Below are 26005 nucleotides of genomic sequence, written 5' to 3'. Positions count from 1 at the left end.
CGCCGAAAATCGCAGTGGGATTACGCTCGCGAACCTGGCCGGCTACTCGTCCTGTAAGCGGGGATCGGCTTCCAGGTGGGTCAGCCCGTTCCACATCAGGTTGACCAGGTGCGCGGCCACCACTTCTTTCTTGGGCTCGCGGGTGTCGAGCCACCACTGCGCGGTCATCGACACCGAGCCGACCAGCGCCTGCGCGTACAGCGGCGCCAGGCCGGGGTCCAGGCCGCGGCGGGAGAAGTCGCCGGCCAGGATGGAGCTGACCTGGTTGACGGCGTCGTTGAGCAGGCTGGAGTAGGTGCCCGAGCTGATCGCGGCCGGCGAGTCGCGGATCATGATCCGGAAGCCGTCGGTGCGCTCTTCGACGTAGGTGAGCAGCGCCAGCGCGACCCGCTCGACCCGGACCCGGGACCTGTTGTTGGTCAGCGACGACGTGATGCCGTCCAGCAGCGCGGACATCTCCCGGTCGACGACGACGGCGTACAGGCCTTCCTTGCCGCCGAAGTGCTCGTAGACGACCGGCTTGGACACGTTGGCGCGCAGCGCGATCTCCTCGATCGAGGTGCCTTCGTATCCGCGTTCGGCGAACAGCGTGCGCGCGATGCCGATCAGCTGTTGGCGGCGCTCGGTGCCGGTCATCCGCGCGCGCGGTGCCCGCACCTCTTTGTCCGGGTCCTTCTGCGTTTGGGGGTCCAGCACGGCCACGTCAATCAGCGTATCGGTCAGCGGCCCGCAAGCGGCCCGCATCGTCGTCGGACAGAGTCGAGATTTGTCCGATTCCTCATCGGCCCGCAAGCGGCCCGCATCGTCGTCGGACTAAAGTCTTCTTGGCGCGAGCGGTCCCAACCCGCCGCTCGGCGTGGGTTAGCGATCCGTCGTGGTGTAATCGGCAGCACCTCTGATTTTGGTTCAGATAGTTCAGGTTCGAGTCCTGGCGACGGAGCCCAGTTGCTCATTGCGATATCCCATCGTTTTTGCCTTCACCGCAGCTGAGGTGACACGCTTGACGGCGTGTCGGCGCTTCCGCGCGCAGCCCGCGCGGACAAACCCAACGAGGAGGGTTGATGTCGTCTCCAGGTGACACCGCGGTCCTGGTGCTAGCGGCCGGGCCCGGCACCCGGATGCGGTCGGACACCCCGAAAGTCCTGCACACCATCGGTGGGCGCAGCATGCTGGCCCACCTGCTGCACGCGATCACCAAGGTGGCTCCCCAGCACCTGGCCGTCGTGCTGGGCCATGACCACGAACGCATCGCGCCGCTGGTCGCCGACTGGGCCGACGCCCTGGGCCGTCCCATCGACGTGGCGCTGCAGGACCGGCCCCGCGGCACCGGCGACGCGGTCCTGTGCGGGCTGTCCGCGCTGCCCGCCGACTACGCCGGGGTCCTCGTCGTCACCTCGGGCGACACGCCGCTGCTGGACGCCGACACCCTGGCGGACCTGATCGCCTCCCACAGCGCGGCGCCGGCCGCGGTGACCGTGCTGACCACGACGGTGAGCGACCCGTCCGGCTACGGGCGCATCCTGCGCACGCAGGACAACGAGGTGATGGCGATCGTGGAACACGCCGACGCCACGCCCTCGCAGCGCGAGATCCGTGAGGTCAACGCCGGCGTCTACGCCTTCGACACCGCGGCGCTGCGCTCGGCGCTGGACCGGTTGAGCTCCAACAACGCCCAGCAGGAGCTCTACCTCACCGACGTCATCGCCATCCTGCGCGGCGACGGCCTGGCCGTCCACGCCCGCCACGTCGAAGACAGCGCGCTGGTGGCCGGCGTCAACAACCGGGTTCAACTCGCGCAGCTGGGCGCCGAACTCAACCGCCGCATCATCGCGGGCCACCAGATGGCCGGCGTCACCGTCGTCGACCCGGCCACCACCTGGGTCGACGTCGACGTCACCATCGGTCGCGACACCGTCATCCACCCCGGCACGCAGCTGCTGGGCCGCACCCAGGTCGGCGAACATTGCGTCGTCGGCCCCGACACCACCCTGATCGACGTCAGCGTCGGCGACGGCGCCTCGGTGGTGCGCACCCACGGCACGTCGTCGTCCATTGGGGCCGGCGCCACCGTGGGCCCCTTCACCTACCTGCGGCCGGGCACCGTGCTGGGCGACGACGGCAAACTCGGCGCGTTCGTCGAGACCAAGAACGCCACCATCGGCACCGGCTCGAAGGTGCCGCACCTGACCTACGTCGGGGACGCCGACATCGGCGAACACAGCAACATCGGCGCGTCCAGCGTGTTCGTCAACTACGACGGCGAATCGAAGCGGCGGACCACCATCGGCTCGCACGTGCGCACCGGCTCCGACACCATGTTCGTGGCGCCGGTGACGGTCGGCGACGGCGCCTACACCGGCGCCGGCACCGTGGTGCGCGAGGACGTCCCCCCCGGGACGCTGGCGGTTTCCGCGGGCCCGCAGCGCAACATCGAAGGTTGGGTGCACCGCAAGCGCCCCGGCAGTGCGGCCGCGCAGGCGGCCGAGGCCGCCGAGAAAGCCGCCGGTCAGGCCGCCCCGCAGGTCTCCCAGTCCGGCCCCCCGCCAGAAGCCGACTAGACACCGTGAATTTGGTAGCTGGCAACCCGGCCGCATTTCCGTACGATTCGCTTCGTACGATGGGGCCTTCCATCCCCCACCCCGATATGGCGAGGGCAGTGCGTTGAGCCACGACTGGACCGATAACCGCAAAAATTTGATGCTTTTCTCCGGCCGTGCGCATCCGGAGCTGGCCGAGCAGGTGGCCAAAGAGCTCGACGTCCACGTCACCGCTCAGACCGCGCGCGAGTTCGCCAACGGCGAGATCTTCGTGCGGTTCCACGAATCCGTTCGCGGCTGCGACGCGTTCGTCCTGCAATCGGCCCCGGATCCGGTCAACAACTGGCTGATGGAACAGCTGATCATGATCGACGCCCTCAAGCGGGGCAGCGCCAAGCGGATCACCGCGGTCATGCCGTTCTACCCGTACGCCCGGCAGGACAAGAAGCACCGCGGCCGCGAACCGATCTCGGCGCGGCTGGTCGCCGACCTGCTCAAGACCGCGGGGGCCGACCGGATCGTCACCGTGGACCTGCACACCGACCAGATCCAGGGCTTCTTCGACGGGCCCGTCGACCACATGCGCGGGCAGAACCTGCTGACCGGCTACATCCGCGACAACTATCCCGACGGCAACATGGTGGTCGTCTCGCCCGACTCCGGCCGGGTGCGCATCGCCGAGAAATGGGCCGACGCGCTGGGCGGCGTCCCGCTGGCCTTCATTCACAAGACCCGCGACCCGCGGGTGCCCAACCAGGTGGTGTCCAACCGAGTCGTCGGCGAGGTGGCCGGACGCACCTGCGTGCTGATCGACGACATGATCGACACCGGGGGCACCATCGCCGGCGCCGTCAAGTTGCTGCGCGACGAAGGTGCCGGTGACGTGATCATCGCGGCCACCCACGGTGTGCTCTCCGATCCTGCCGCCGAGCGGCTGGCCGCCTGCGGCGCCCGGGAAGTGATCGTGACGAACACCCTGCCCATCGGCGAGGAGAAGCGGTTCCCGCAGCTGACCGTGCTGTCCATCGCGCCGCTGCTGGCCAGCACCATCCGTGCGGTCTTCGAAAACGGCTCGGTCACAGGCCTTTTCGATGGGGACGCCTAGATGGCCGATTCCGTCATCTATCACAACCCCAAATGCAGCACCTCCCGCAAGACGCTGGATTTGTTGCGCGACAACGGCATTGAGCCCACCGTCGTCCAATACCTGAAGACCCCGCCGTCGCGCTCCGAGCTGGTGAAGATGATCCGCGACGCAGGCATCGACGTACGCACAGCCGTGCGCAAGCGCGAATCCCTGTATGACGAGCTCAATCTCGCCGAGGCCACCGATGACCAGCTGCTCGACGCCATGGTCGAACACCCCATCCTCATCGAACGACCCTTCGTCGTCACACCGAAGGGCACCCGGTTGGCCCGCCCGATCGACGCGGTCCGCGAGATTCTGTGATTCGGCTCGGCCCCCCGGTGGCCGCCGCCGCGATCGTTGCGGCGGCTTTCACGTCCGGAGGCTGTGCACCCAAACCGCCTGACTACGATTCGATCCTGTCGAAGACGTCGACGGCCACGACGACCAAGCCCGCCGAGAAACCGGTTCCGCTGTCGCAGTATCTGCAAAGCATCGGGGTGACCGGGGAACCGGTGGCGCCGGGATCGCTCACCGATCTGACGGTGTCGATACCGACGCCGCCGGGCTGGGCGCCCTTCACCAGTCCGAACATCAGCCCGCAAACCTTGATCATCTCCCAGGGTGGCAAATTCCCGACGGCGCGGCTGGTGGTGTTCAAGCTCAACGGTGAGTTCGATCCGGCCCAGGTGATCAAGCACGGCAACGACGACGCGCAACTGTTCCAGAACTTCAAGCAGCTGGACGCCTCGGGGGCGCCCTACAACGGCTTCCCCTCGTCGATGATCCAGGGCAGCTACGACCTCGAGGGTGGCATGCGGCTGCACAGCTGGAACCGCATCGTCATCGCGACGGGGTCACCCCCCGCCCACCAGCGTTACCTGGTGCAGCTGACCATCACCGGCTTCGCCAATCAGGCCGCCGCGCAGTCGCAGGACATCAACGCGATCATTCACGGATTCGTCGTCGCGGCGAAGTAGCGGCCCTGCGCCTGGGCGCCCTCGGCCATTAGTGTTGTCACCCATGACAGGCTGGACCGCCGCAGATCTGCCCTCGTTCGCCGAACGCACCGTCATCATCACCGGCGCCAACAGCGGGCTGGGCGCCGTGACCGCCCGCGAGCTGGCGCGCCGCGGGGCCACGATCATCATGGCCGTACGCGATATCCGCAAGGGCGAGACCGCCGCCCGCCGGATGGCCGGTCGGGTCGAGGTCCGCGAGCTCGATCTGCAGGACCTGTCGTCGGTGCACCGGTTCGCCGACGAGGTGAGCAACGCCGACGTGCTGATCAACAACGCCGGCATCATGGCCGCCCCCTTCGGGCTGACGGTCGACGGCTTCGAGACGCAGATCGGCACCAATCACCTCGGTCACTTCGCGCTGACCAACTTGTTGCTGCCCAAGCTGACCGATCGGGTGGTGACGGTGTCGTCGATGGCGCACTGGCCCGGCAGCATCAACCTCGACGATCTGAACTGGCAGAACCGCCGGTACTCGCCGTGGCTGGCCTACAGCCAGTCCAAGCTCGCCAACCTGCTGTTCACCAGCGAGCTGCAGCGCCGCCTCACCGCCGCCGGTTCCCCGCTGGGCGCGCTCGCCGCCCACCCCGGCTACTCGCACACCAATTTGCAGGGCGCTTCCGGGCGCAAGCTGGGTGACACGCTGATGTCGGCCGTCACGCGGGTGGTCGCCACCAACGCGGATTTCGGCGCCCGCCAAACGCTGTACGCGGCGTCCCAGGATCTGCCCGGGGACACCTTCGTCGGCCCCCGCTTCGGCCAGTGGGGCCGCACCCAACCGGTCGGGCGCAGCCGGCGCGCCCGGGACACCGCCACCGCCGCGGCGCTGTGGTCGCTGTCCGAGCAGCTCACCAAGACCAAGTTCCCTCTCTGAGTCCCGTCGGTCCCAGCGGCCCCACCCGCCCCTGGCCGGAGACATGAGCGTTGTGCCCGCCTTCGAGCGACAACCGGGGGTGGTTGCCGCCGCTGCCCCCGAGTTGTCGCTCGGAGGCGGGCACTTGCACCCATCCCCCGGCCGTGTGACAGAAGTGACACCCGCGCACCGCGGGGCGGCCGGTCGCCCACCGAATTTCCCCTCTGAGGTGCGGATGCGCTAACCTGACCGGGCGTCACGGCGAGGGTGGCTGGCTGGCCAGCACCGTTATCGACGGAGACCGACGAATCGTCGCGACCCGGCCGTGCCCCGAAACACAGGCGAGCACACAGGAGCGACAAGATGGCCAAGCAAGCCCTCAACCAGTTGAAGGTCGCGGTTCGCGGCGAGACCGGCAAGGGCGCGTCCCGGCGAGCCCGCCGCGACGGCAAGATCCCGGCCGTCCTCTACGGCCACGGCGCCGACCCGCAGCACCTGGAGCTGCCCGGCCATGACTTCGCCGCGGTGCTGCGTCACGCCGGCACCAACGCCGTGCTGACCCTCGACATCGAGGGCAAGGAGCAGCTGGCCCTGACCAAGTCGCTCGACATCCACCCCATCCGCCGCACCATTCAGCACGCGGACCTGCTGGTCGTGCGTCGCGGCGAGAAGGTCGTCGTCGAGGTCCGCGTCGTCATCGAGGGCGAGCCCGTGTCCGGCACGCTGGTGACCCAGGACGCCAGCACCATCGAGATCGAGGCCGACGCCCTGTCGATTCCCGAGCAGCTGGCGGTGTCGGTCGAGGGCGCCGAGCCGGGCACCCAGTTCACCGCCGGACAGATCACCCTGCCCAGCGGGGTCAACCTGATCTCCGACCCCGAGACCCTGGTGGTCAACGTGGTCACCGCGCCGACTGCCGAGGACCTCGCCGAAGAGGGCGCGGGCGAGGTCAGCGAGGAAGCCGCGGCCTCCGAGGCCGAAGAAGGGGCCGAGGCCGGCGACGAAGAGGCCGCCGAAGCCGAGTCCGAGTAGGCGGATCACAACGTGGCCGAGCCGTTGCTGGTGGTCGGCCTGGGCAACCCCGGAGACAACTACGCGCGGACCCGGCACAACGTCGGGTTCATGGTCGCCGATCTGCTCGCGGCCCGGATGGGTTCGAAATTCAAGGCGCACAAGCGGTCCGGCGCGGAGATCGTCAGCGGCCGGCTCGCCGGGCGCTCGGTGGTGGTGGCCAAGCCCCGCTGCTACATGAACGAATCCGGCCGTCAGGTCGGCCCGTTGGCGAAGTTCTACTCGGTGCCCCCGGGCGACCTCATCGTCATCCACGACGACCTCGACTTGGACTTCGGGCGCATCCGGCTCAAGATCGGTGGCGGCGAAGGCGGCCACAACGGCCTGCGTTCGGTCGCTAACGCCTTGGGCAGCAAGGACTTTCAGCGAGTCCGCATCGGCATAGGCCGCCCGCCGGGACGCAAAGACCCGGCGGCGTTCGTGTTGGAGGCCTTCAGCGCCACCGAGCGCGCCGAAGTTCCCACCATCTGCGAGCAGGCCGCCGACGCGACCGAGTTGCTGATCGAAGTGGGACTGGAGCCCGCGCAGAACCAGGTCCACGCCTGGTAGCCGGGCCGACCCGGATTACGTCACCAGGCTGACGGAGGTGGATCGGCGCAGCTTGCCCGACGGCGTCTTCGGGATGGTCCCCGGTCCGAGCACCACCACGTTGCGCGGCCGCACGTCGACCTCGGCCACGACCTCCCGGGCGACCTGGTGCTCGATGCGGCGCACCTCGGCCTGATCCTGGAAGGCGTTGGACTCCACGGCCACGGCGAACGTCTCGCGGGAGTGCCCGGCGTCCAGGCGCACCGCCACGGCGCAGCCGGGCCGCACGCCCTCGACGCGGCAGGCGGCGCGCTCGATGTCGGTGGGATAGATGTTGCGGCCCGCCATGATGATGACGTCCTTGACGCGGCCGCAGACCACGACGTGGCCCTCCTCGGTCAGGTAGCCCAGGTCACCGGTGTCGTACCAGCCGTTCTCGTCCTGGGCCGAGATGAAACCGCCCATGGTCAGGTAGCCGGGCGTCAGCGACTCGCCGCGCAGCTCGATGACGCCGACGCCGCGCGCGGGCATCACGTCGCCGTTCTCGTCGATGATGCGCGCCTCGAGGTCCTGCAGCAGCGGCCCGAGGGTGGCCAGCCGGCGGGTGTTGCCCTTGGTGGCCGGGACGGCGCGGCGCAGGGCGGCCAGCAGGTCGGCGTCGACCTCGTCGACCACCAGGCCGGCGTCGCACTCCGAAAACGACACGGCCAGCGTGGTTTCGGCCATGCCGTAGGCGGGCAGGATCGCCGAGGGCCGCAGGCCGAACGGCTTGCCGGCGTCGAGCAGGTCCTCGACGTCGGCGGGTTCGACGGGCTCGGCGCCGGACAACGCGAACCGCAGGGTGGACAGGTCGAAGTCGCCGGGCTTGGCGTTGCGGCGCAGCCTCTTGGCCAGCAGCGCGTAGGCGAAGTTGGGCGCCGCGGTCATGGTGCCCTTGTACTTGTCGATGAGCTTGGCCCACAGCAGCGTGTCGCGCAGGAAGTCCATCGGGGTGACCTTGACCAGCTCGGCGCCGAAGTACATCGGAATGGTCAGGAAGCCGACCATGCCCATGTCGTGGAAGCAGGGCAGCCAGCTGACCATGACGTCCTTGGTGACGTCGTACTGGGCGCCGATGAACATCGCCTCGGCGTTGGAGTAGATGTTGCGGTGGGTGATCTGCACGGCTTTGGGCGAGCCGGTGGATCCCGACGTCAGCTGCATCAACGCGAGCGCGTCCTCGCCGACCTCGACGGGGTCGATCGGCTCCGCGGCGAGCAGGTCGGCGACCGTGACGACCTGGATGCCCTTCTCCTCCAGGACCGGGATGGCCACCAGGAAGGGCTCCGAGACGACGACGGCCTTCGCCTCGATCATGCCGATGACGTTCATGGTGTCCTCGGCCCACACGGCCAGGTCGGTGCGCGGCGTGGGCTGGTGCAGCATGGTCAGGCTGGCGCCGCGCATCCACAGGCCCTGCGCCGTCGGCGCGATCTCCACCGGATAACCGGCGAGCACGCCGACCGCGTCGCCGGGCCCGATGCCCGCGGCGGCCAGGCCACCCGCGATGCGGCGCGCGCGCTCGTGGACCTCGCCCCAGGTGTGGCGGACCGGTTCGTGGGGTTCACCGGTGACCATGCCCGTCGTCACGGACTGGGCATTGCGGTACATCTTCTCGGTAAACCTGCTCACAGAGTCCTCCTCGGTTCCAGCCCACGTCCCCACGCCCGGAATCTCATATTCCGCCCGCCGGGTAACACTTCGCCGCAAGTACGCAAACACGGTTGGGCGGCGGTTAGGTCTCGGATCGGTGATGCGTCCACACCCGCCGTATTCAGGCGGCGCTCGCTGGTCCGATGAGCGCGAACCGGGCCCGGAAAAGCTCCTTGGGGCCCATGAATCGATCGTCCGCCGGAGCGCCCGGCGGACGATGGAATTAAGTGATCTTGCTCAACACTTCCCGTCACCGCGGATTATCTTAAACTCCTCTTAGGGACGCGCCAAACCAATGCGCAAAATGGGGAAAGATTCACACCTCGGTGGGTGCGGGGACGACCCGCGCGCCGGCCACCGGGCCGCTGGCGACCCGCACCGTGCGGCACACCCCCGCCCCCGACACCTCGGTGCCGACGTCAACCGCCGCGGCCGCCGACGGACACAGGAAGGCACACGTCGGGCCCGACCCGGACACGATGCCCGCCAGCGCCCCGGCCTCCACCCCCGCGCGCAACGTCCGCCGCAGGCCCGGATTCAGACTCACCGCCGCGGCCTGCATCTCATTGCCCAACAGCGGGGCCAACTGCTCGGCGTCGCCGGCGGCGAGGGCGGCCAGCACCGGCCCGGGGGCGGGCAGCCGGGGCGGATCGCCCGCCTCGCGCAGCCGGTCCAGTTCGGTGAACACCGCCGGCGTCAGCAGCTCGCTGTCGGCGAACGCCAACACCCAGTGAAAGGTGTTGCGGGACAACACCGTCGCCAACTCCTCACCGCGGCCGGTGCCCAACGCGGTACCGCCGTGCAGCGCGAACGGCACGTCGCTGCCCAACCGCGCGGCCAGTGCGCGCAGGTCGCGGCGTGGCACGTTGAGTTCCCACAGCGAGTTCATCGCGACCAGCACCGCCGCGGCGTCGGCGCTGCCACCGGCCATGCCGCCGGCCACCGGGATGGACTTGTCGATCACGATCGACACGTCCGGCGCCCGGCCGACGTGTTCGGCCATCAGCTCGGCGGCCTGCCAAGCCAGGTTGCGTTCGTCGGTGGGCAGCTTCTCGGCGCCTTCCCCGACGATGTCGAGCGACAGCACATCGGCATTGCGGACCGTCACCTCGTCGAGCAGCGAAACGGCCTGGAAGATGGTGTTCAGCTCGTGGTAGCCGTCCTCGCGGCGGTCACCGACTGCCAGGTAGAGGTTGACTTTTCCGGGCACCCGAACGGTGACCGACCCGGTGGGCACCCACTGCGCGGCGGTATTGCCGTCAGACGCGGACACCGCAGCAGACTATCGCTGCCGGGGGCCAACCACACGCAGCGGCGCCCGGGCGGCCCGCCGTCAGCCGGCGGAGGCGCCCCGTTCGGCGGTCCGGCCGGCGGCCTCGGGCGTCGTGTGGGGGCGTTCGGCGGAGCGCTGCCACAACCGCACGAAGTCGTCGATCGACAGCGTCTCCCCGCGGCGCGCCGGGTCGATGCTGGCGGCCAGCAACCGATCCGCGGACTCGTTGCCGGAGCCGGCCCAGTCGACGAACGCGTTGCGGCACGTCTTGCGCCGCTGCCCGAACGCGATGTCGACCAGTTCGAAGACGTGGCGCCGGAAGGCCTCGTCGGTGGGCCACGGCGAGGTGTCGTACCGGTCGATGCGCACCAGCCCGGAGTAGACGCGCGGGATCGGCCAGAAGACCGTCGGCGACACCGTGCCGCAGCGACGGACCCGGCCGAAGAAGCGCACCTTGACGCTGGGCACGCCGTACTCCTTGCCCCCGGGCTCGGCGGCCAGGCGCTCGGCGACCTCGGCCTGCACCATGACCGTCACCGTGTGAATGGACGGGAACTCGGCGAGCAGATGCAACAGCGCCGGGACGGCGACGTTGTACGGCAGGTTGGCGACTACCGCTGTCGGCCCCGTGGCCACCTCGTCGCGGCGAAGGGTCAGGACGTCGCGGTGGACCACCGTCAGGCGCTGGCTCTCGCTGGTGGAATGCTCGGCGACCGTCTGGGGCAGCCGCTCGGCCAGCACCGGGTCGATTTCGACGGCGGTGACGGCGGCGCCGCGGTCGAGCAAGGCCAGGGTCAGCGACCCCAGACCCGGACCGACTTCCAGGACATGGTCAGACCGGCTCACCCCGGAGGTCGAGACTATCCGGCGCACCGTGTTGGCGTCGTGGACGAAATTCTGGCCGAGCGATTTCCGTGGCCGAAATTCGAGTTCTTTGGCCAGCCGCCTGATCTCGGTGCGCCCGAGTAGCCGGATGGTCAGCGTGCACCAGCTCTTCCGCTGCACACTGGCCACGCACCCCAACCCTGGCGCTCTCGGGTCACCTCGGCGACGGTGATCTGCTCCTCGCGGGTGGCGAGGTCGGCGCGGGCGGCGAACCGCAACCCGCCGTTTCGCTCCCACGTGCCCTGGTCGAACTGCACACCGCCGTAATACCCGTTGCCGGTGTTGATAGCCCAGTTTCCGCCGGCTTCACAACCCGCGATCGCGTCCCAGATGGAGCCGTCGCTGACCGGAGGAACCTCGGTGCCGGGCTTGGTGCCGATGCGGACCACGGAGTCGCGGGCGGGCGTGATCACCGTGTTGGCGATCGGCAGCCGGCCGGTCTCGACGCCGTTGACCGTGGCCACCGAGAAGGTGACGTCCTGGGTGCCGGGGCTGCCCGGATCCTCGACGACCTGGCGGCTCATGTTCAGGCCCGGATCTTCGATGCGACGGGCGTTGGGCGGCAGCGGGATTCGCTCGGTGACCTGCTGGATCCGGTTGCGCGTCACCTGCACTTCCATGCCGTCGACGATCGGCGCCGACGCCGCGGGCACCACCTGGTCGCTGTCGAGCAGCGGCGCGCCGGCGGCGCTGAGCAGGCCGGCGACGTTCGGGGCCGCCAGATGCACCGTGCGGATCGCACCGGCGTCGTTGATGCGGACGGTCTTGGCGCTGACCACGGGCAGCGCCATGCCGGCCAGCGGAACGCGGCTGCCGCGGTTGGCCGCGGCCGGGGCGGTGTCGGTCATCGCCAGCTGGGCCAGCGCCTCGTCGACGGTGGATGCGGTGGTCCACACCTGCTTGGTGTCGTGGCCGTCCAGCGAGATCTGCAGCGGGCGGCTGCGCCGCAGCACGATCTTGCCGGCGTCGTGCACCGCGACATCGCCCGCGGGATACAGGTCGTCACGCTCGTCGATGGCAAAGCCGTTCTCTTCGACGACGTCGATGACACGGGACTTCATGGTGGTGACCTTCATGGCGACCCCGTCGACGGTCAACGTCACCGTCTTGCACACCGAAACCGCGTATCCGCCCGCGAATGCCAGGACTACCAGCAGCCCTCCGACTACGAGCCGCAACATCGGCGAAGGATTCTGATGAAGTTTTGTCAATACATTCAACGCGCGCTACCCAACCCTCAACAACCCACTCATTCAGCAGCAAGTCACAAATTAGGGGCCCGTGGGCCCCACCGTTCGATCACAAGACGGTAACGAACCGGTCACTGTCGGGCAACTCCGACGCGGCGATATTAAAGGAATCGCCTGGTCGTTTACGTCACACCGTGACCAATCCGTACACCCGTTGGGCATTGGCCGTTGTTATCTCGGCCAGCTCTTCCGGGCGACGATCCACCAGTTCGGCGATCGCCCGAACAGTATAAGGAAGGCAATACGGCTCATTCGCCGTCCCCCGATAGGGATGCGGCGTCAAGAATGGCGCATCGGTTTCCACCAGGAGCTGCTCGGGCGGTATCAGCGGGACGGCTTCGCGCAGGGCGTGCGCGTTGCGAAAGCTCGCGGTGCCCGACAGGCTCAGCAGCCACCCGGCGTCCACGCAGCGGCGGGCCATGGCCGCGTCGGAGGAAAAGCAGTGGAAGATCACGGCGTCGGGGGCGCCCTCGGCCGCGAGCACGTCGAGCACTTCGGAGTCGGCGTCCCGGTTGTGGATCATCAGCGGTTTGCCGCAGCGCTTGGCCAGGTCGATGTGCCAGGCGAAGGCCTCCCGCTGCACGGCCGGCTCGGCGCACCCGTCCAGCCGCCCGGGCCAGTAGAGGTCCAGGCCGGTCTCGCCGACGGCCACCACCCGGGGATGGGCCACCAGTTGCTCGATTTCGGCCCGGGCGGCCTCGTCGAGCGCGCCGGCCCGGGTGGGGTGCAACGCCACCGCCGCGTAGACCCGCGGGTCCCACTCGGCCGCGCGCGTCACCCAGCGCGCCGAGTCCAGGTCGTCGGCGATCGTGACGACCGCGCCCACCCCGACCGCCGCGGCGCGGTCCACGATGGCCCGCACCCCCTCGGCGTCGTCGGCGCCGCACGCGTCCAGGTGCGTGTGCGCGTCGACGAGCGGGCGCAACGGTTCGGGGGCCGGGGGTGGCTGACGTTTGGAGCTCACGCGCACACACTATGGGCCCACAAATAAGGTTGAGGGCGATGAGGCCCTATTACGTCACCACCGCGATCACGTACCCCAATGGCGATCCGCACATCGGGCACGCGTACGAGTACATCGCGACCGACGCGATCGCCCGGTTCAAGCGGCTCGACGGGTTCGATGTGCGGTTTCTGACCGGCACCGACGAGCACGGTCTCAAGATGGTCGAAACCGCCGCGGCCGAGGGCATCCCGACCGCCGAGCTGGCCCGGCGCAACTCCGACGTGTTCCAGCGGCTGCAGGAGCGGTTGAACATCTCCTTCGACCGCTTCATCCGCACCACCGATCCCGACCACCACGAGGCGTCCAAGGAGATCTGGCGCCGGATGTCGGCGGCCGGTGACATTTACCTGGACACCTACGCGGGCTGGTATTCGGTGCGCGACGAACGGTTCTTCGTCGAATCGGAAACCACACTGCTCGACGACGGCACCCGGCTGGCTGTGGAGACGGGCGCCCCGGTGACCTGGACCGAGGAGCAGACGTACTTCTTCCGGCTCTCGGCCTACACCGACAAGCTGCTGGCCCACTACGACGCGAACCCGGACTTCATCGCGCCCGAGGTGCGACGCAACGAGGTGGTCAGCTTCGTCTCGGGCGGCTTGCGCGACCTGTCCATCTCGCGCACCTCATTCGACTGGGGCGTGCAGGTGCCCGAGCACCCCGACCACGTGATGTACGTGTGGGTCGACGCCTTGACCAACTACCTGACCGGCGTCGGCTACCCGGACACCGAATCCGAGCGGTTCCGGCGCTATTGGCCGGCCGACCTGCACATGATCGGCAAGGACATCATCCGGTTCCACACCGTGTACTGGCCCGCGTTTCTGATGTCAGCCGGAATCGAGCTGCCACGAAGGGTTTTCGCGCACGGGTTCCTGCTGAACCGCGGCGAGAAGATGAGCAAGTCGGTGGGCAACGTCGTGGACCCAGTGAATCTGATCGAGGAGTTCGGCGTTGACCAGGTGCGCTACTTCCTGTTGCGGGAGGTCCCGTTCGGCCAGGACGGCAGCTTCAGCGAGGAGGCCATCGTCACCCGGATCAACTCCGACCTGGCCAACGAACTGGGCAACCTGGCCCAGCGGTCGTTGTCGATGATCGCCAAGAACCTGGACGGGATCGTGCCCGAACCCGGTGAGCTCGACGCCGCCGACACCGAGTTGCTCGCGACGGCCGACGGTTTGTTGGAACGCGTACGGGCTAGCTTCGACTCGCAGGCCATGCATCTGGCCCTGGAAGCGATCTGGCTGATGCTCGGCGAGGCCAACCGGTACTTCTCGGCGCAGCAGCCGTGGGTGTTGCGCAAAAGCGAGTCCGAGGCGGATCAGGTCAGGTTTCGTACGGTCCTGTACGTCACCTGCGAGGCGGTGCGCATCGCCGCGCTGCTGGTCCAGCCCGTCATGCCGGAATCGGCCGGCAAGCTGCTGGATCTGCTCGGACAGGCCCAAGACCAGCGAGCGTTCGCCGCGGTCGAAACCCGCCTGGCGCCCGGCACGGCGCTGCCCGCCCCCACCGGCGTGTTCCCCCGCTACCAGGTCGAGTGAGCAGACCGCTCAAAGCCCCGTGACCAGCGGCCGAAGACCGCACAATTCGGTTGAAGAGCAAGCGGGTTCGATGGCACGGCCGATGCATCTGTGCCGCTTTGGACAATGTGTCCAACATAACTTCTGGCATAGACCATAATCTTCGGTGTGGAACGACGCCAGAACAGGCAAAAGAGCCAATCGCCGATGACGACCTTGAAGGAGCTGCCCGCACTGGTTGTGCTGGAGCGGATCCCGGTTCCGGTGCTGGCCATCGGAGACGACGGCAGTATCTTGTTCGCCAACACCGCATTTGCCGACATGATGGGCTACGAGCCGGAAGAGACGTTGTCGCTGCGATTCGAACAGATCTTCCATCAGGCCCCCGCCTCGGACTCGCTGTTGGCGACGGTTCACGCGCTGGCGAACATGGTCGTCGAACTGGCGCACAAGGACGGCTCGGTCGTGCGCGCGATGATGAGCAAGTCCGCCGTGCGGCGGGTGGACGATCAGTTCGCCCTGGCGGCGTTTCAGGACCTGACCGAACAGCTCTGGGAAGAAGCGCGCTAGGCCCCTATCGGCGGCGCGCGCCGGCCGCGGTGCGCCGCCGCGGCAGGGCGCCGCAGACCGTGAGTCGGAAGTAGTCGAACGTGGCGTTGCCGCCCACGGCCAGCCGCGGCAACGCCAGCGGGTCGCATCGGCGATCGGCCAATCCCGGTGTGGTGGACAAGGCCCAGCGCACCCCGCGGCGGCGCAAGACGTCCTTGGCCCGGGCGTCGAAATCCTGCAGCCGGCCATTCGGATAGGCGAAAACGATTGGCCTGGCGCCGGTTTCACGCTCGAGCGCCGCGCAGGAATCGGCGATCTCCCGCTCGATCTTGTCGTCGTCGCACCGGGCCAGGATGGGGTGGGTCACGGTGTGCGGATACAGCGTCACCAGCGGGTCACGAACCATGTCCCGCACGTGCTCCCACGTGAGCATCCGGAAGGGGCCGGCGTCAGCGTCGTCCCGATATCCGAGTGCGGCCAAGAGCTGGTCCAGCGCGGCGACGCGGTCGGTGTCGGCGATGTTTTTCAGCGCCTCGACGGCCGTCGCGTAGACGCGGCCACGCCGGGCGTCACCGTCGAGCGAGCGCGTCCCCAATCCCAGTGCGGCCAAGTCGACTTCGGCCGCGGTGGTGTGGGCGATCGCCAGCCAAAGCCGGTCGGGCCACAGGGTTTCACCGGTGCCGATCGGGCCCGTCGCCAGGAACACCGCCGCGGGCAGGTCCAGCTCGCGCAGCACCGGCATCGCGTGTGTCGCGAGGTTGCGGGTGCCGTCGTCGAAGGTGATCGCCACCGCGCGTGGCGGCAACGTCCCGGCGGCAAGCGCGGCCAGCGCTTCCTCGAGCGCGAGCACGTTGAAGTGCTCACGCAGGTACTCCAATTGGCGGCGGTACATCGCCATGTCGCCGACATGCCAGCAGGGCGGCGACGGCGGCTCGTCTTCGACACCGTGAAACATCACGATGGCGAGCACGTCGCGGTGTCGTCGCCGTGCGAGCGCCGGAACACCGGCGGCACACAGCACCGCGGCCGCGATGTTCTTGATGGCCGGACGCATCCCGACGCCCGCGATTCGCGCCATCAAGGGTCAAACGCTATCGGCGCCGCCATGATTCGCGCCTGACCCGCCACAGGATCACCCCTGCGCCGACGATGGCCACGGCGACCCAGCCCGCGCCGAACCAGTACAGCCAGTCGAGGTTGGAATGACCCGCCGATCCCCCGCCATTGGCCGCACCCGCGGCCAACGGCGGGTGGTCGACGGTCACCGGGTCTTGCCCGGGAACCGACACCACGGCAACGCCTTTGAGCCGCTGCCAGTGTTTGTTGTTGTCGCTTTTGAGCCACCTGATCAGCTCGTCAAGCTGCCCGGGCGCTCCGTTGGACGTCGCGACCAGCAGCGACCGTCCATGGTTGAAAACCGTTTGGAGAGAAGCGAATCGCAGCACCGGGTCCAACGTCAGCTTGGCGGGCTTGTCACCGGCGCCGACGGCGCTGACGGTGATCGGCCCGCTGGGTCCGGCGGCCACCGGGAGCGTCACGTCGGACTGGTTCCATCCGTCGGCGGAAATCAGCAGTGCGGGATCGGAGGAGTCGATCGCCTGCTTGACCCCGGTGACGGTGGTGTCGATCGGGACCGAACTGATTCGCTGCAGGCCCACCATGATGTCGAGCGCGCGCACGGTGTCGATGAACGAGTGCTCGGCGATGCCGACCTGAACGCGGGGCATCAGGGTTTGCGGCATCGATTGGAACCCGTCTGGCATCGGTGGCGCGGCGGGGCTGCTCTCAACCGTGCTGTCGCCGTTGATGTTCAGGGTCAGCAGCTGATTCCCCGGTCCGGCGGTGTAGAAGTCGCCGCAGTGTCCGACGTTGCTCGCCACGTCGAGTACCAGCTCGAGGTTGGTGTAGCGCTGCAGCAACCGGTCCGGCACGTCGAGCCAGCGGTCGATGGTGCCGTGGCCGTCGGTGGGCCAGTGGTCGATGGTCTCCGGCCCGATCGTCACCGCGATCTGACCAACGCCGTTGTTCGACGTCGGGGTGTACGACCCCTGCAGATGCACCCGCACCGAGTGGATGGATCGGCCAAACCTGGTCTGGTCCACCCCGATCGACACTCGCGGTTGCAGCGAGGTCGAGTTGGCGAAGGGCTGTCCGAGCTCGCGCAGCGAGGTCGTATTGCCGGGTAGTTGCACTTTGGGCTTCGGCGAGTCTAGCGCGGCCTTCGACGACAGGGCCAGCTCCGACACGTCGCTGAACAACGCGGCCGTGTCCGAATCGTCGGTGCGGTTCAGCGGGCCCGACATCAGCAGCCACGGCACGCCGGAGGAGCCTTGCAGCGAAAGCCCGTTGTCCGGGCCTTCTTTGACGACGATCTGGCGCTCCAGCGATTGCGGCGGCGTTGGCGGCGAGTTCTGCCCTTCCTGCAACGGGATCACCGTGATGTCGGGGGCTTGCTTGCCGTAGTGCGCGGCGGCGGAGGCGGCGAGTTGAATTGCCGTGTCGGACTCGGCCGTCGACGGCGACTGCGGCAGATAGATGCTCAGCTTCCGAAGCACCGGCGGCAGGAAATGGGCCACCGTGGTGGGCGGCAGTTCGGTCCCCGTGTAGGTGACCGTTCCGTTGGTCAGACGCAGGGGGCTCTCCTGGTACAGGCAGTATCCGTCGACCGGAACCAGGTATGCGTGCACGGTGACGGTCAGCCAATTGTCGTTGACTTCCGCCCCGGCCAACGGGATGGCGATCGGTGTCTGATCGGCGGTGGGCAGGTTCAGCCTCGCAAGGGTGCGGTCCCCCTGTGTCACGGTGATCATCCCCGACCGCAGATTGATCGGCAGTTCGACCGTCGTATTCAGAGCCGCCGGCGTCAAGCCATGCAGCACCGGCACGGTCAGCTGCTGGCTGCTCGTCAGTCCCCAGAACTCCAGCGCCGCGGCGGACCCGACGTCGAGCAGCGACAAGGTGGTGGTCGTCGAGTCCGTCGATGGGGCCGGGTCGGCCGGCGCAGCCCACGAAGCCGGAGCACTCATCAACACGAATCCGAAGACACCGGCCAGTGCGATTATTCGGCGGAGAGATTTCCGGTACATCACCGGAACAGTATGCATTGTTCAAAGCGCTTCTACCCCAATAACGGAATCGCCGTCGCGGCGACCGCGAAAAGGCATCTCGCAACGCCTCTTCGAGGTCTTGCGTCGCCTCGGCACCCGCTATCGGCGGGCCCTATTCGGTTTCCGATTCCGTCGTGGCGTCCTCGCGCGATGCCCTGGCGGCGACATGGCGCATTTCTTCGCGCCGGAGGAATTGCTGGAAGTAGGGCAGCGACGCTTCTGAGACAACACCCGGGAGGAGCAGGTTCCATATCTGATGCAGACGTGCGGTGGGGTCGCCGACGATGTCGCCGATCCTGTCGTGGCTGGATATCGCGTTGGCTACCAACCGAGCCCCGAAGATGTTGCCGATGACCGAGGCGCTCAGCACGTCGGGATCGATGTCGTTGCGGAGGTCTCCCTCATTGATCGCCCGCCGGGCCTCTTGCGCCGTATCCAGCACCAAGTTGGCGTAGAAGCGCGAGGCCGCGGCGTTGAATCCGCTTAGCGCTGTGGCCAATTGCGCGGCCGCGCGCGCCATTTTGTCCGCGCTCAACACCTCGACGATCGTGAACGTGCCGTGCAGCAAGTTCTCCAGCCCGGGCGAGGACGATCCGCAGACATTGCGGAAAGCGCTGAGAAGGGTGTCGGAGCCTTCCTCGATGATGTTCGAGGCCAACGATTCTTTCGAATCGAAATGGTGATAGAGGGCGCCCTTGGTCATTCCGGTCCGCTCGATGATGGTGCTCCATCCGGCGGCGGCGTATCCGACATCGCTGAACACTTCGATCGCGGAGTCCAGGATCTTGCGGCGAGTGGCTTCAGAGCGAACTTGGCGCGCCACGGTGCACGCACCTCCGGGGTCTCATCGCATGCGCAGGACGCTCATCTGGTTCCACATTGCCCGCAAGACGGCCCACAGTATCAGTCATTACAGCGATCGGCCCCTGCAAGCTGCCCGCGACGTTACTGCTCGTCGGCATCCGCTGAACTGGTGTTGATGGCGAGCGCCGCACGCCGCCTGAGGAATTGGCGGAAGTATTCGATCCGGTCCGCTTGCAGGATCCCGGTCAGCAGCAAAGACCAGCACTTCTCCAGGTCGCGCAGGAACCGCTCGGGGTCGTCGAGGTTGCTTGTTTTGCGCAGCCCCATGTGCAGCGAAACCATCAGGCGGCCGACGTCCTGCGGGTCGCACTCGTCATTGATGTCGCCCTCGGCCTTGGCCTGCTCGGCGACCGTGGCCAGGGCTTTGATCCACCGATCGAACAACTTCTCCTGGGGCCCGCCCGACAGACCGATCGACTCCATCAGATTCAGCCCCGACCTGACCGCGTCCGTCTTCATGTCCTTGATCGCGATCAGATAGGAGAAGTCGATCAGCGTCTCGAGGCCCGAGAGGCCCCGCGTCAGGAGGTCCTGGACGGCTACGGCGCCATCCGCCGTCTGATGGTCGATGATCGCGACCGCCAACGCGTGCTTCGACTTGAAATGGAAGTACATCGCGCCCTTGGTCAGCTCGGCCTCGGCGAGGATGTCGTCGAGGCCGACGTCGTGGTACGGGCGCCGGGCGAACTGGTGCGATGCGGCCCGCAGGATCTGTTGCCGGGTCGCATCCGCTCGTCCGTCGGTCGAGTGGGTGGTCATCGCAGTCGGGAGTTGGGTTCCCACTCGGTGGGGGTTCTGACACCGGTGCTCGTGCCGAGGCTGACGCCGCGGGCCGGGTCGCCCGCCGCCACGTCGACAAACGCCTTGCTCATGCAGGGCACCACTACCTCGGTTTCTTCGGGGGTTGGGGCGAACACGCTCCCGCGTCGCTCAAAGATTTCTAGCCCACTCCAGAGGTTAGCAGTCATACGGCTGTCCGGGTTGACGCCCGCGCAAATACTTGAGGTCCCGACCGTAGGGTATTGTCAAACTATTAGTATGTTTTGTACGCTATTGTTAGATAGTCAGTTTGCAATCACGCAAAACATCGTCTGGGCCGTCTGCACCGCATAAGGGGAAGCACATGTCGTTCGTCACGGCGAACCGCTGGTCACAGGCCTCACACGACCGGCAGACCATGGCTGACCTGCGGATTGTTGACGCATCCACGGCCGACACCACCTCCTACACCGCCGGCGCCACGTCCGCCAGGCTGACAGTCACGGCCTGACATGATCGACTTCGGAGCGCTGCCGCCTGAGATCAACTCCACACGGATGTACACGGGTCCCGGCCCGCTGTCGCTGATCGCCGCCGCGGTGGCCTGGGACGGCCTGGCCGCCGAACTGCATGCCGCGTCGAGTTGCTACCGCACGGTGATCGCGGGCCTGACCACCCAACGCTGGATGGGCCCGTCGTCGCTGGCGATGGCTTCCGCGTTCGCGCCCTACATGGCCTGGACGGCCGGGGCCGCCGCGCGGGCAGCGGAATCGGCCGGCCAGGCCCGGCTCGCCGTGGAGGTCTACGAAGCGGCGTTCGCCATGACCGTCCCGCCACCGGCCGTCGCCGCCAACCGGGCGCAGCTCGCGATGCTGGTCGCGACCAACTTCTTCGGCCAGAACGCGGCGGCGATCGCGGCCACCGAGGCCGAGTACGGCGAAATGTGGGCGCAGGACGCCGCGGCCATGTACGAGTACGCCGCGGGCTCGGCGGCCGCGTGCTCGGTGACGCAGTTCAACCCGGCGCCACAGGTGACCAACGAGAGCGGGATGGCCGATCAGGCCGCGACGGTCGGGCGGGTCACCGCGCAAACCGAGCAGGCGAACCTCGCCCAGGTGGTGTCCAAGGTTCCCACCACGCTGCACCAGCTTTCGTCGCCGATGAAATCCAGCGTCTCCCTCCTGAGCGAGACCAGCGGCGACGTCGGCGGTGACATTGGCGGGGCCGCCGGGACCGCCGGGAGCACGGCGGCCGACTCATCGATCATGACGGGCCTCGCGTCGGGTATCCCCGGGGCCATTCCCAGCGCTTTCTCGGCGGCGGCGACCCCGCTGTACGGCATGTCCTCGATCCTCGGCATGGCCCAAACCGCACAGGGCCTGGCGAATGCCGCCAGCAGCGGGGCCATGGCCGCCGCGTCGGGGGCCGCCAGCGCGGCCAGCTCCGGCGCGGGCGCGCTCGGCTCGCTCGGATCGATCGGCTCGGGTGTCTTCGGCAGCCTCGGCAGCGCCGCCTCCCTCGGGCCGCTAGCCGTGCCGGCGAGCTGGACGAGCGTGATCCCGGCCGCCAACAGCGCCGTGTCCGCGCTGCCCGCTATCAACCTTGCCGGTGCGAACGTGCCCCCCAGCGTCATGGGCTCGCTGCCGCGCCTGGCCGCCGCGTCGGGCAAGTCGCTCGGCCCCCGATACGGCGTGATCCCGACCGTGATGACTCGCCCGCCGGCTGCCGGATACGCGTAAGCCAACGCATGAGCGCAAAGGTTTCCCGGGCCCGGTACAGGAGAAGGAGCGGTAAGTGAAATACACGCCCACCAAGGTCGCCGGGGTGACGATCATCGATTTCGAACTCCACCGTGACCATCGCGGGTTCTCCTCACGGACGTTCTGCGCCAGGGACTTCACGAACCACGGGCTGAATTTCGATGTCACACAGACGAATATCGTCTTCAACTACACCCGCGGCACCGTGCGTGGCCTGTACCGCCAGGTGCCGCCACACGCCGAGGCCAAGCTCGTCCGCTGCACCCGCGGAGCCATCGCCGCCGTTGCGGTCGACGTCCGTCCCGATTCGCTGACCTACGGCGACCACGTGATGGTCGAATTGAGCGCCGACGACCACCGGACGCTGTACCTGCCGCCGTACGTGGCGCACGGATTTCAGACCCAGGTCGACGACACCGAAGTCAGCTACCAGGTCAGCGGGGACCACGCGATGACCGAGGAGCAGGGGATCCGTTGGGACGACCCCGAATTCGGCATCTCCTGGCCGATTCCGGTCACGGTCATCTCCGAGCAGGACGCGAGCTGGCCCGCACGCAAACCCAGATTGGTTCCAGTGGAGCAGGTGGCGACATGCATCAGTCGGTAATGATTCGCAACCCAGTGGACATCATGCCTAGCCGGCGACCGCTGAAGTCCTGGGCCGCCGGCACGACCGCGCTGCATCGCGGCGACACCAACGGTTCTCCGGTAACCGCGCGCCCGGCGCCCTCGGCCGGTGGCGGCACGTTACGGCGCTGGCAGGATCAATATTCGCAGTACCTGCGAATCAGCGACTCGGTGATCGTCTGCGCGTCGGTGCTGCTCGCTCAGTACGTTCGGTTCGGGGAGATCGCGAACACCTCGGGTTACTCGGACCCGATGATGACGCTGTTCTCCTTCCTCTTCGCGGCGCTGTGGCTGTCGGCCCTCGCGGTCTTCCAGACGCGCTCGAGCCGGATCATCGGGTCCGGGATCGAGGAGTACCGGCGGATCGGCACGGCATCCTTCTGGACATTCGGAATCATCGCGATGGTCACGCTGCTCGCGAAGGTCGATCTGGCCCGCGGTTATCTGGCCATCGCGCTCCCCGTCGGGACGCTGGCGTTGCTGGGAAGCCGCAGCGGGTGGCGCAAGCACGTCAACCGCAAACGCGCCGAAGGCCATTGCCAGACGCGGGTTTTGGTGATCGGAGACCGCCAGGCGGTGACCCACCTTGCGCACGAACTGGCCCGCAATCCGCTGGCCGGCTGCGTCGTGGTCGGCGTCTGCATCCCCGGATACGGTCCGGGCCGCGGCAACACACTGACGATCGGGGGCCGCGAAATCCCGATCCTGGGCGACCAGACCCATGCGGCGACCGCGATCGTCAGCTGCGGCGCGGACACCGTGGCGCTGACCCAGACGGATCACTTTGGGATGCACGGAATCCGCGAGCTGATGTGGCAGCTCGAGACGATGGACGTCGACCTGGTCGTCTCCCCCGGCGTCATGGACGTGACCGCGGCGCGCTTGACGCTGCGCCTCACCGCGGGGCTGCCCCTGCTGCATGTCGAGAAGCCGCAATACGAAGGTGCGCACCGCTTTCAGAAGCAGGCCTTCGACTTCTTGTTCTCGCTGGCGGCGCTGGTCGCCACCACACCGCTTCTCATCGCGGCTGCGATCGCCATCAAGCTGACCAGCAAGGGCCCCGTCTTCTACCCGTCGGAACGCATCGGCGTCGACGGAAAGCCCTTCACGATGCTCAAGTTCCGCACCATGATCGACGGCGCGGACACCCAGCTCGAGCAACTGCTGTCGCTCAACGAGGGCGCCGGCGGCATGCTGTTCAAGATGCGCGACGACCCCCGGGTCACCCCCGTCGGCAAGATTCTTCGCCGGTACAGCATCGACGAGCTGCCCCAATTCATCAACGTCCTCAAGGGAGACATGAGCGTCGTCGGGCCGCGGCCCCCGTTGCGCCGCGAGGTCGACAACTACGAAAACGACGTGAAACGCCGGTTGCTGGTCAAGCCCGGAGTCAGCGGGCTGTGGCAAGTGAGCGGCCGTTCGGACCTTTCCTGGGAAGAGTCGGTGCGGCTGGATCAGTCCTACGTCGACAACTGGTCAATGTCAGGTGATCTGGTGATTATCGCCAAGACCGTGAAAGCGGTACTCACGAGCCACGGAGCCTACTAGGCTCGCGAGCCATGACCGAGCCGACGGCAGCCGATGCAGTGGTGCCGTCGGTGCCGCTCACGCGGATGGCTCACGCGTTCTCGATCCAGCTGATCTGCCGCGCCCTGGGCATGCTGGCGTCGGTGGTGTCGGTGGCCATGACCGCTCGTTATCTGGGACCGGGGCGCTACGGCCAACTCTCCATCGCGGTCCTGTTCATCGCCATGTGGACCAGCCTGGCCGATCTGGGCATCGCCACGGTGATCGTGCGCCGGGTGACCTCCGGGCGCGGCGACCTGGAGCGCCTGGTGCGCATCAACAGCGGCCTGGCCCTGATCTATTGCGTCCCGCTGGCACTGCTGGCCGCCGTCTCCGGGTTGCTCATCTATCACGACCCCGAGGTGCGGGTGATGCTCGTCGTGCTCTGCGGGGCGCTGCTGATGCAGACCATGGTGACGCGGTTCGAGCCGGTGTTTCTTGCCACCGTCCGCTTCTCGGCGGTGGCCATCTCCGACGTCGTCGGCCGGTCGGCCACGCTGGCGCTGGTGGCATTCCTAGTGGCGGCGCGGTCGAATGTCATCTGGTTCGCCGTCGCCCAGCTCATTCCGCCTGCCATCCAGCTCCTGGTTCAGGGCACGGCGGCGACGCGGCATATCTCTGTGCGTCCGATCTTCGCCCTGCGCGAGGCCGCCGACCTGCTACGCGAAAGTCTGCCCCTCACCGCATTTTTGGTGGTCGGATTCCTGTACTGCCGTGCCGACGGGGTGATCCTCTCGCTGATGAGTAGCCACTCCGAGGTGGGCGTCTACGGGTTGGCCTTCACCATCGCCTTTAACACCATCGTCGTGTCGCTGGTGTTCCTCAAGTCGACACTGTCAACGGCCACCGAGCTGTTTTCTCGCGACGTCGCCACCTTCGCCGGCTTTCTGCGTCGCAGTGTCGAACTGATGTATTTCGTCGCGGTCCCGGTCGCCGTCGTCGGCGCGCTGCTGGCCGGTCCGTTGATCGAGTTCTTCGGAGACCAGGCGTTCGTCGAGCGCGGAACGCCGACGCTGGCGTTATTGTTCGTCGCCGCGGCCCTGCGATTCGTCGGGGGTACCCTTGGCCAAGGCCTGGTCGCCAGCCATTACCAGCAGGTCTTGCTGTGGTTGACGGTTGGCACCTTGGGGCTCAATGTCACGCTCAATCTCGCTCTGGCGGGACGGTACGGTGCGGTCGGACCCGGTATCGCATTGGTGTGTACGGAGTTTTTCAACATGGCGGTTTCCAGTTGGTGGCTGCGCCGCCGGTGCGGTTACCGTACGCCGGTGACGTTCGTACTGCGGCTGCTGGTCCCGACGGCAGCGAGTGTCGCAGTGACGCTGCTGCTTTCGGGCCATCACGTCATTGTGACGCTGGCGGTGGCGGCGGCCGTTTACTTGGCCACCAGCGCGGCGGTCGGCCCGGTCTCATTCTCCAACCTGGCCTCGTTGCGTCGGCAGCAGGTTCGTCCGTGATTAGGAGCCGGGCTGATTTGCGCGCGTATCTGGCGGCGGACCTGACGGCGTATGACCTGCAGCGTTGGCGACTTCGTCATCGGATCTTGGAGCGCCCTGCCCACTTTCAGCGCCTGTTGCGCAAATCGGAATATTGGACCAATACCGCCCGGACGCCGGTGGGGCACGCCGTCGCCGCATACCTTCGGCTGCGCACCAAGTTGTTGGGGGAACGACTCGGTTTCGACATCCCGCGCAACGTCTTTGGTCCCGGTCTGTCGATCGCTCATGCCGGTCTGGTGGTCGTGCACTACAAGGCCCGCGTCGGCGCGAATTGCCGAATACACCACGGAGTGACGATAGGAGAAGGGCGCCCCGGCCACTACCCGTCCATCGGCGACGACGTGTTCATCTCGCCGATGGCGATGGTGCTGGGCGCCGACGTCGGCAACCGCGTGATGATCCGGCCCGGGGCGGTCATCACCAAATCGGTGCCCGACGATGTCGATGTTGCCGGTTATCCGGCCCGCATCGTCAACGACCGCCGCTCCCGCACTGTGATCGAGGATTAGGTGAA

The 26005-nt window shown here is 67.5% G+C and carries 25 protein-coding genes and 1 tRNA gene; 16 read left to right on the top strand and 10 right to left on the bottom strand.

Annotated features, from left to right (window positions below; translation table 11 throughout):
- Positions 1-42 precede the first annotated feature (42 nt).
- Positions 43-636: a TetR/AcrR family transcriptional regulator gene (locus AC5Y5B_RS04910; protein ID WP_133259221.1), complete on the bottom strand. Its 594-nt coding sequence runs from the start codon at positions 634-636 to the stop codon at positions 43-45.
- 232 nt (positions 637-868) lie between these two features.
- Here AC5Y5B_RS04910 and AC5Y5B_RS04905 point away from each other — a divergent pair.
- From AC5Y5B_RS04905 to pth, 8 genes are all read left to right on the top strand, one after another.
- Positions 869-940 (top strand) — tRNA-Gln (locus tag AC5Y5B_RS04905).
- Between the two features lie 121 nt (positions 941-1061).
- Positions 1062-2558 carry a bifunctional UDP-N-acetylglucosamine diphosphorylase/glucosamine-1-phosphate N-acetyltransferase GlmU gene (glmU, locus tag AC5Y5B_RS04900; protein ID WP_112631935.1) on the top strand — a complete coding sequence of 499 codons (1497 nt, stop codon included), beginning with the start codon at positions 1062-1064 and terminating at the stop codon, positions 2556-2558.
- A 103-nt stretch (positions 2559-2661) separates the two neighbouring features.
- Positions 2662-3642, top strand: coding sequence for a ribose-phosphate diphosphokinase (locus tag AC5Y5B_RS04895; protein WP_064878996.1), 981 nt, complete (start codon positions 2662-2664; stop codon positions 3640-3642).
- A complete protein-coding gene (arsC, locus tag AC5Y5B_RS04890) occupies positions 3643-3987 on the top strand; it encodes an arsenate reductase (glutaredoxin) (RefSeq protein ID WP_112631934.1) in 345 nt (114 codons plus the stop codon).
- The gene (locus tag AC5Y5B_RS04885; RefSeq protein WP_112631933.1) at positions 3984-4643 is read left to right on the top strand and encodes an LpqN/LpqT family lipoprotein; all 660 of its coding nucleotides are present in this window, start codon (positions 3984-3986) and stop codon (positions 4641-4643) included. The genes arsC and AC5Y5B_RS04885 overlap by 4 nt, the downstream gene beginning before the upstream one ends.
- A gap of 43 nt (positions 4644-4686) precedes the next feature.
- Complete coding sequence (locus tag AC5Y5B_RS04880; RefSeq protein WP_500004105.1) at positions 4687-5556, top strand: oxidoreductase; 870 nt, start codon at positions 4687-4689, stop codon at positions 5554-5556.
- A 342-nt stretch (positions 5557-5898) separates the two neighbouring features.
- Positions 5899-6567 carry a 50S ribosomal protein L25/general stress protein Ctc gene (locus tag AC5Y5B_RS04875; protein ID WP_112631931.1) on the top strand — a complete coding sequence of 223 codons (669 nt, stop codon included), beginning with the start codon at positions 5899-5901 and terminating at the stop codon, positions 6565-6567.
- Positions 6568-6579: 12 nt separating this feature from the next.
- A complete protein-coding gene (pth, locus tag AC5Y5B_RS04870) occupies positions 6580-7155 on the top strand; it encodes an aminoacyl-tRNA hydrolase (protein WP_112631930.1) in 576 nt (191 codons plus the stop codon).
- Positions 7156-7170: 15 nt separating this feature from the next.
- Here the strand turns inward: pth and AC5Y5B_RS04865 are convergent, their stop codons facing one another.
- From AC5Y5B_RS04865 to AC5Y5B_RS04845, 5 genes are all read right to left on the bottom strand, one after another.
- The gene (locus AC5Y5B_RS04865; RefSeq protein ID WP_112631929.1) at positions 7171-8805 is read right to left on the bottom strand and encodes a fatty acyl-AMP ligase; all 1635 of its coding nucleotides are present in this window, start codon (positions 8803-8805) and stop codon (positions 7171-7173) included.
- Between the two features lie 337 nt (positions 8806-9142).
- Entirely contained in the window at positions 9143-10099 is a 957-nt protein-coding gene (locus AC5Y5B_RS04860; RefSeq protein ID WP_205869041.1) for a 4-(cytidine 5'-diphospho)-2-C-methyl-D-erythritol kinase, read from the bottom strand.
- A gap of 60 nt (positions 10100-10159) precedes the next feature.
- A complete protein-coding gene (gene rsmA, locus AC5Y5B_RS04855) occupies positions 10160-11113 on the bottom strand; it encodes a 16S rRNA (adenine(1518)-N(6)/adenine(1519)-N(6))-dimethyltransferase RsmA (protein ID WP_500004099.1) in 954 nt (317 codons plus the stop codon).
- A complete protein-coding gene (locus AC5Y5B_RS04850; protein ID WP_500004097.1) occupies positions 11077-12204 on the bottom strand; it encodes a resuscitation-promoting factor in 1128 nt (375 codons plus the stop codon). Before AC5Y5B_RS04850 ends, rsmA begins: the two co-directional genes overlap by 37 nt.
- A 157-nt stretch (positions 12205-12361) precedes the next feature.
- Positions 12362-13204: a TatD family hydrolase gene (locus AC5Y5B_RS04845; protein ID WP_500004095.1), complete on the bottom strand. Its 843-nt coding sequence runs from the start codon at positions 13202-13204 to the stop codon at positions 12362-12364.
- Positions 13205-13236: 32 nt separating this feature from the next.
- On the opposite strand from AC5Y5B_RS04845, the gene metG reads away from it, so the two are divergent.
- Complete coding sequence (metG, locus tag AC5Y5B_RS04840; protein WP_500004093.1) at positions 13237-14781, top strand: methionine--tRNA ligase; 1545 nt, start codon at positions 13237-13239, stop codon at positions 14779-14781.
- Between the two features lie 186 nt (positions 14782-14967).
- Entirely contained in the window at positions 14968-15330 is a 363-nt protein-coding gene (locus AC5Y5B_RS04835) for a PAS domain S-box protein (RefSeq protein WP_051445841.1), read from the top strand.
- Between the two features lie 4 nt (positions 15331-15334).
- On the opposite strand, the gene AC5Y5B_RS04830 is transcribed toward AC5Y5B_RS04835, so the two are convergent.
- The 4 genes from AC5Y5B_RS04830 to AC5Y5B_RS04815 form a co-directional block, all read right to left on the bottom strand.
- Complete coding sequence (locus tag AC5Y5B_RS04830; protein WP_112631924.1) at positions 15335-16387, bottom strand: polysaccharide deacetylase family protein; 1053 nt, start codon at positions 16385-16387, stop codon at positions 15335-15337.
- A gap of 13 nt (positions 16388-16400) precedes the next feature.
- Positions 16401-18413: a hypothetical protein gene (locus AC5Y5B_RS04825; protein ID WP_112631923.1), complete on the bottom strand. Its 2013-nt coding sequence runs from the start codon at positions 18411-18413 to the stop codon at positions 16401-16403.
- A gap of 115 nt (positions 18414-18528) precedes the next feature.
- Entirely contained in the window at positions 18529-19239 is a 711-nt protein-coding gene (locus tag AC5Y5B_RS04820; protein WP_112631922.1) for a TetR family transcriptional regulator, read from the bottom strand.
- 122 nt (positions 19240-19361) lie between these two features.
- Positions 19362-20039, bottom strand: coding sequence for a TetR family transcriptional regulator (locus tag AC5Y5B_RS04815; protein ID WP_112631921.1), 678 nt, complete (start codon positions 20037-20039; stop codon positions 19362-19364).
- Between the two features lie 364 nt (positions 20040-20403).
- On the opposite strand from AC5Y5B_RS04815, the gene AC5Y5B_RS04810 reads away from it, so the two are divergent.
- The 6 genes from AC5Y5B_RS04810 to AC5Y5B_RS04785 are packed head-to-tail and all read left to right on the top strand — an operon-like array spanning position 20404 to position 26000.
- A complete protein-coding gene (locus AC5Y5B_RS04810; protein WP_165821747.1) occupies positions 20404-20550 on the top strand; it encodes a hypothetical protein in 147 nt (48 codons plus the stop codon).
- 1 nt (position 20551) lies between these two features.
- Positions 20552-21778, top strand: coding sequence for a PPE family protein (locus tag AC5Y5B_RS04805; RefSeq protein WP_112631920.1), 1227 nt, complete (start codon positions 20552-20554; stop codon positions 21776-21778).
- Positions 21779-21833: 55 nt separating this feature from the next.
- Positions 21834-22406: a dTDP-4-dehydrorhamnose 3,5-epimerase family protein gene (locus AC5Y5B_RS04800; protein ID WP_112631919.1), complete on the top strand. Its 573-nt coding sequence runs from the start codon at positions 21834-21836 to the stop codon at positions 22404-22406.
- Positions 22391-23974, top strand: coding sequence for a sugar transferase (locus AC5Y5B_RS04795; protein ID WP_112631918.1), 1584 nt, complete (start codon positions 22391-22393; stop codon positions 23972-23974). Before AC5Y5B_RS04800 ends, AC5Y5B_RS04795 begins: the two co-directional genes overlap by 16 nt.
- Before the next feature lie 11 nt (positions 23975-23985).
- Positions 23986-25449: a flippase gene (locus tag AC5Y5B_RS04790; RefSeq protein ID WP_112631917.1), complete on the top strand. Its 1464-nt coding sequence runs from the start codon at positions 23986-23988 to the stop codon at positions 25447-25449.
- A 17-nt stretch (positions 25450-25466) separates the two neighbouring features.
- Positions 25467-26000 (top strand): LbetaH domain-containing protein, encoded by a 534-nt coding sequence (locus AC5Y5B_RS04785; protein WP_240631678.1) that lies wholly within the window; start codon positions 25467-25469, stop codon positions 25998-26000.
- Positions 26001-26005 lie beyond the last annotated feature (5 nt).

The organism is Mycobacterium sp. NGS33 (assembly GCF_059812885.1).
This window is presented reverse-complemented; position numbering and strand designations above follow the sequence as displayed.

Excerpts from the sequence above, each read along its gene's own strand:
- AC5Y5B_RS04910 (WP_133259221.1), bottom strand. The coding sequence starts at position 636 with ATGACCGGCACCGAGCGCCGCCAACAGCTGATCGGCATCGCGCGCACG.
- glmU (WP_112631935.1), top strand. The coding sequence starts at position 1,062 with ATGTCGTCTCCAGGTGACACCGCGGTCCTGGTGCTAGCGGCCGGGCCC.
- arsC (WP_112631934.1), top strand. The coding sequence starts at position 3,643 with ATGGCCGATTCCGTCATCTATCACAACCCCAAATGCAGCACCTCCCGC.
- AC5Y5B_RS04880 (WP_500004105.1), top strand. The coding sequence starts at position 4,687 with ATGACAGGCTGGACCGCCGCAGATCTGCCCTCGTTCGCCGAACGCACC.
- AC5Y5B_RS04875 (WP_112631931.1), top strand. The coding sequence starts at position 5,899 with ATGGCCAAGCAAGCCCTCAACCAGTTGAAGGTCGCGGTTCGCGGCGAG.
- metG (WP_500004093.1), top strand. The coding sequence starts at position 13,237 with ATGAGGCCCTATTACGTCACCACCGCGATCACGTACCCCAATGGCGAT.
- AC5Y5B_RS04835 (WP_051445841.1), top strand. The coding sequence starts at position 14,968 with ATGACGACCTTGAAGGAGCTGCCCGCACTGGTTGTGCTGGAGCGGATC.
- AC5Y5B_RS04830 (WP_112631924.1), bottom strand. The coding sequence starts at position 16,387 with ATGGCGCGAATCGCGGGCGTCGGGATGCGTCCGGCCATCAAGAACATC.
- AC5Y5B_RS04825 (WP_112631923.1), bottom strand. The coding sequence starts at position 18,413 with ATGCATACTGTTCCGGTGATGTACCGGAAATCTCTCCGCCGAATAATC.
- AC5Y5B_RS04815 (WP_112631921.1), bottom strand. The coding sequence starts at position 20,039 with ATGACCACCCACTCGACCGACGGACGAGCGGATGCGACCCGGCAACAG.
- AC5Y5B_RS04810 (WP_165821747.1), top strand. The coding sequence starts at position 20,404 with ATGTCGTTCGTCACGGCGAACCGCTGGTCACAGGCCTCACACGACCGG.
- AC5Y5B_RS04805 (WP_112631920.1), top strand. The coding sequence starts at position 20,552 with ATGATCGACTTCGGAGCGCTGCCGCCTGAGATCAACTCCACACGGATG.
- AC5Y5B_RS04795 (WP_112631918.1), top strand. The coding sequence starts at position 22,391 with ATGCATCAGTCGGTAATGATTCGCAACCCAGTGGACATCATGCCTAGC.
- AC5Y5B_RS04790 (WP_112631917.1), top strand. The coding sequence starts at position 23,986 with ATGACCGAGCCGACGGCAGCCGATGCAGTGGTGCCGTCGGTGCCGCTC.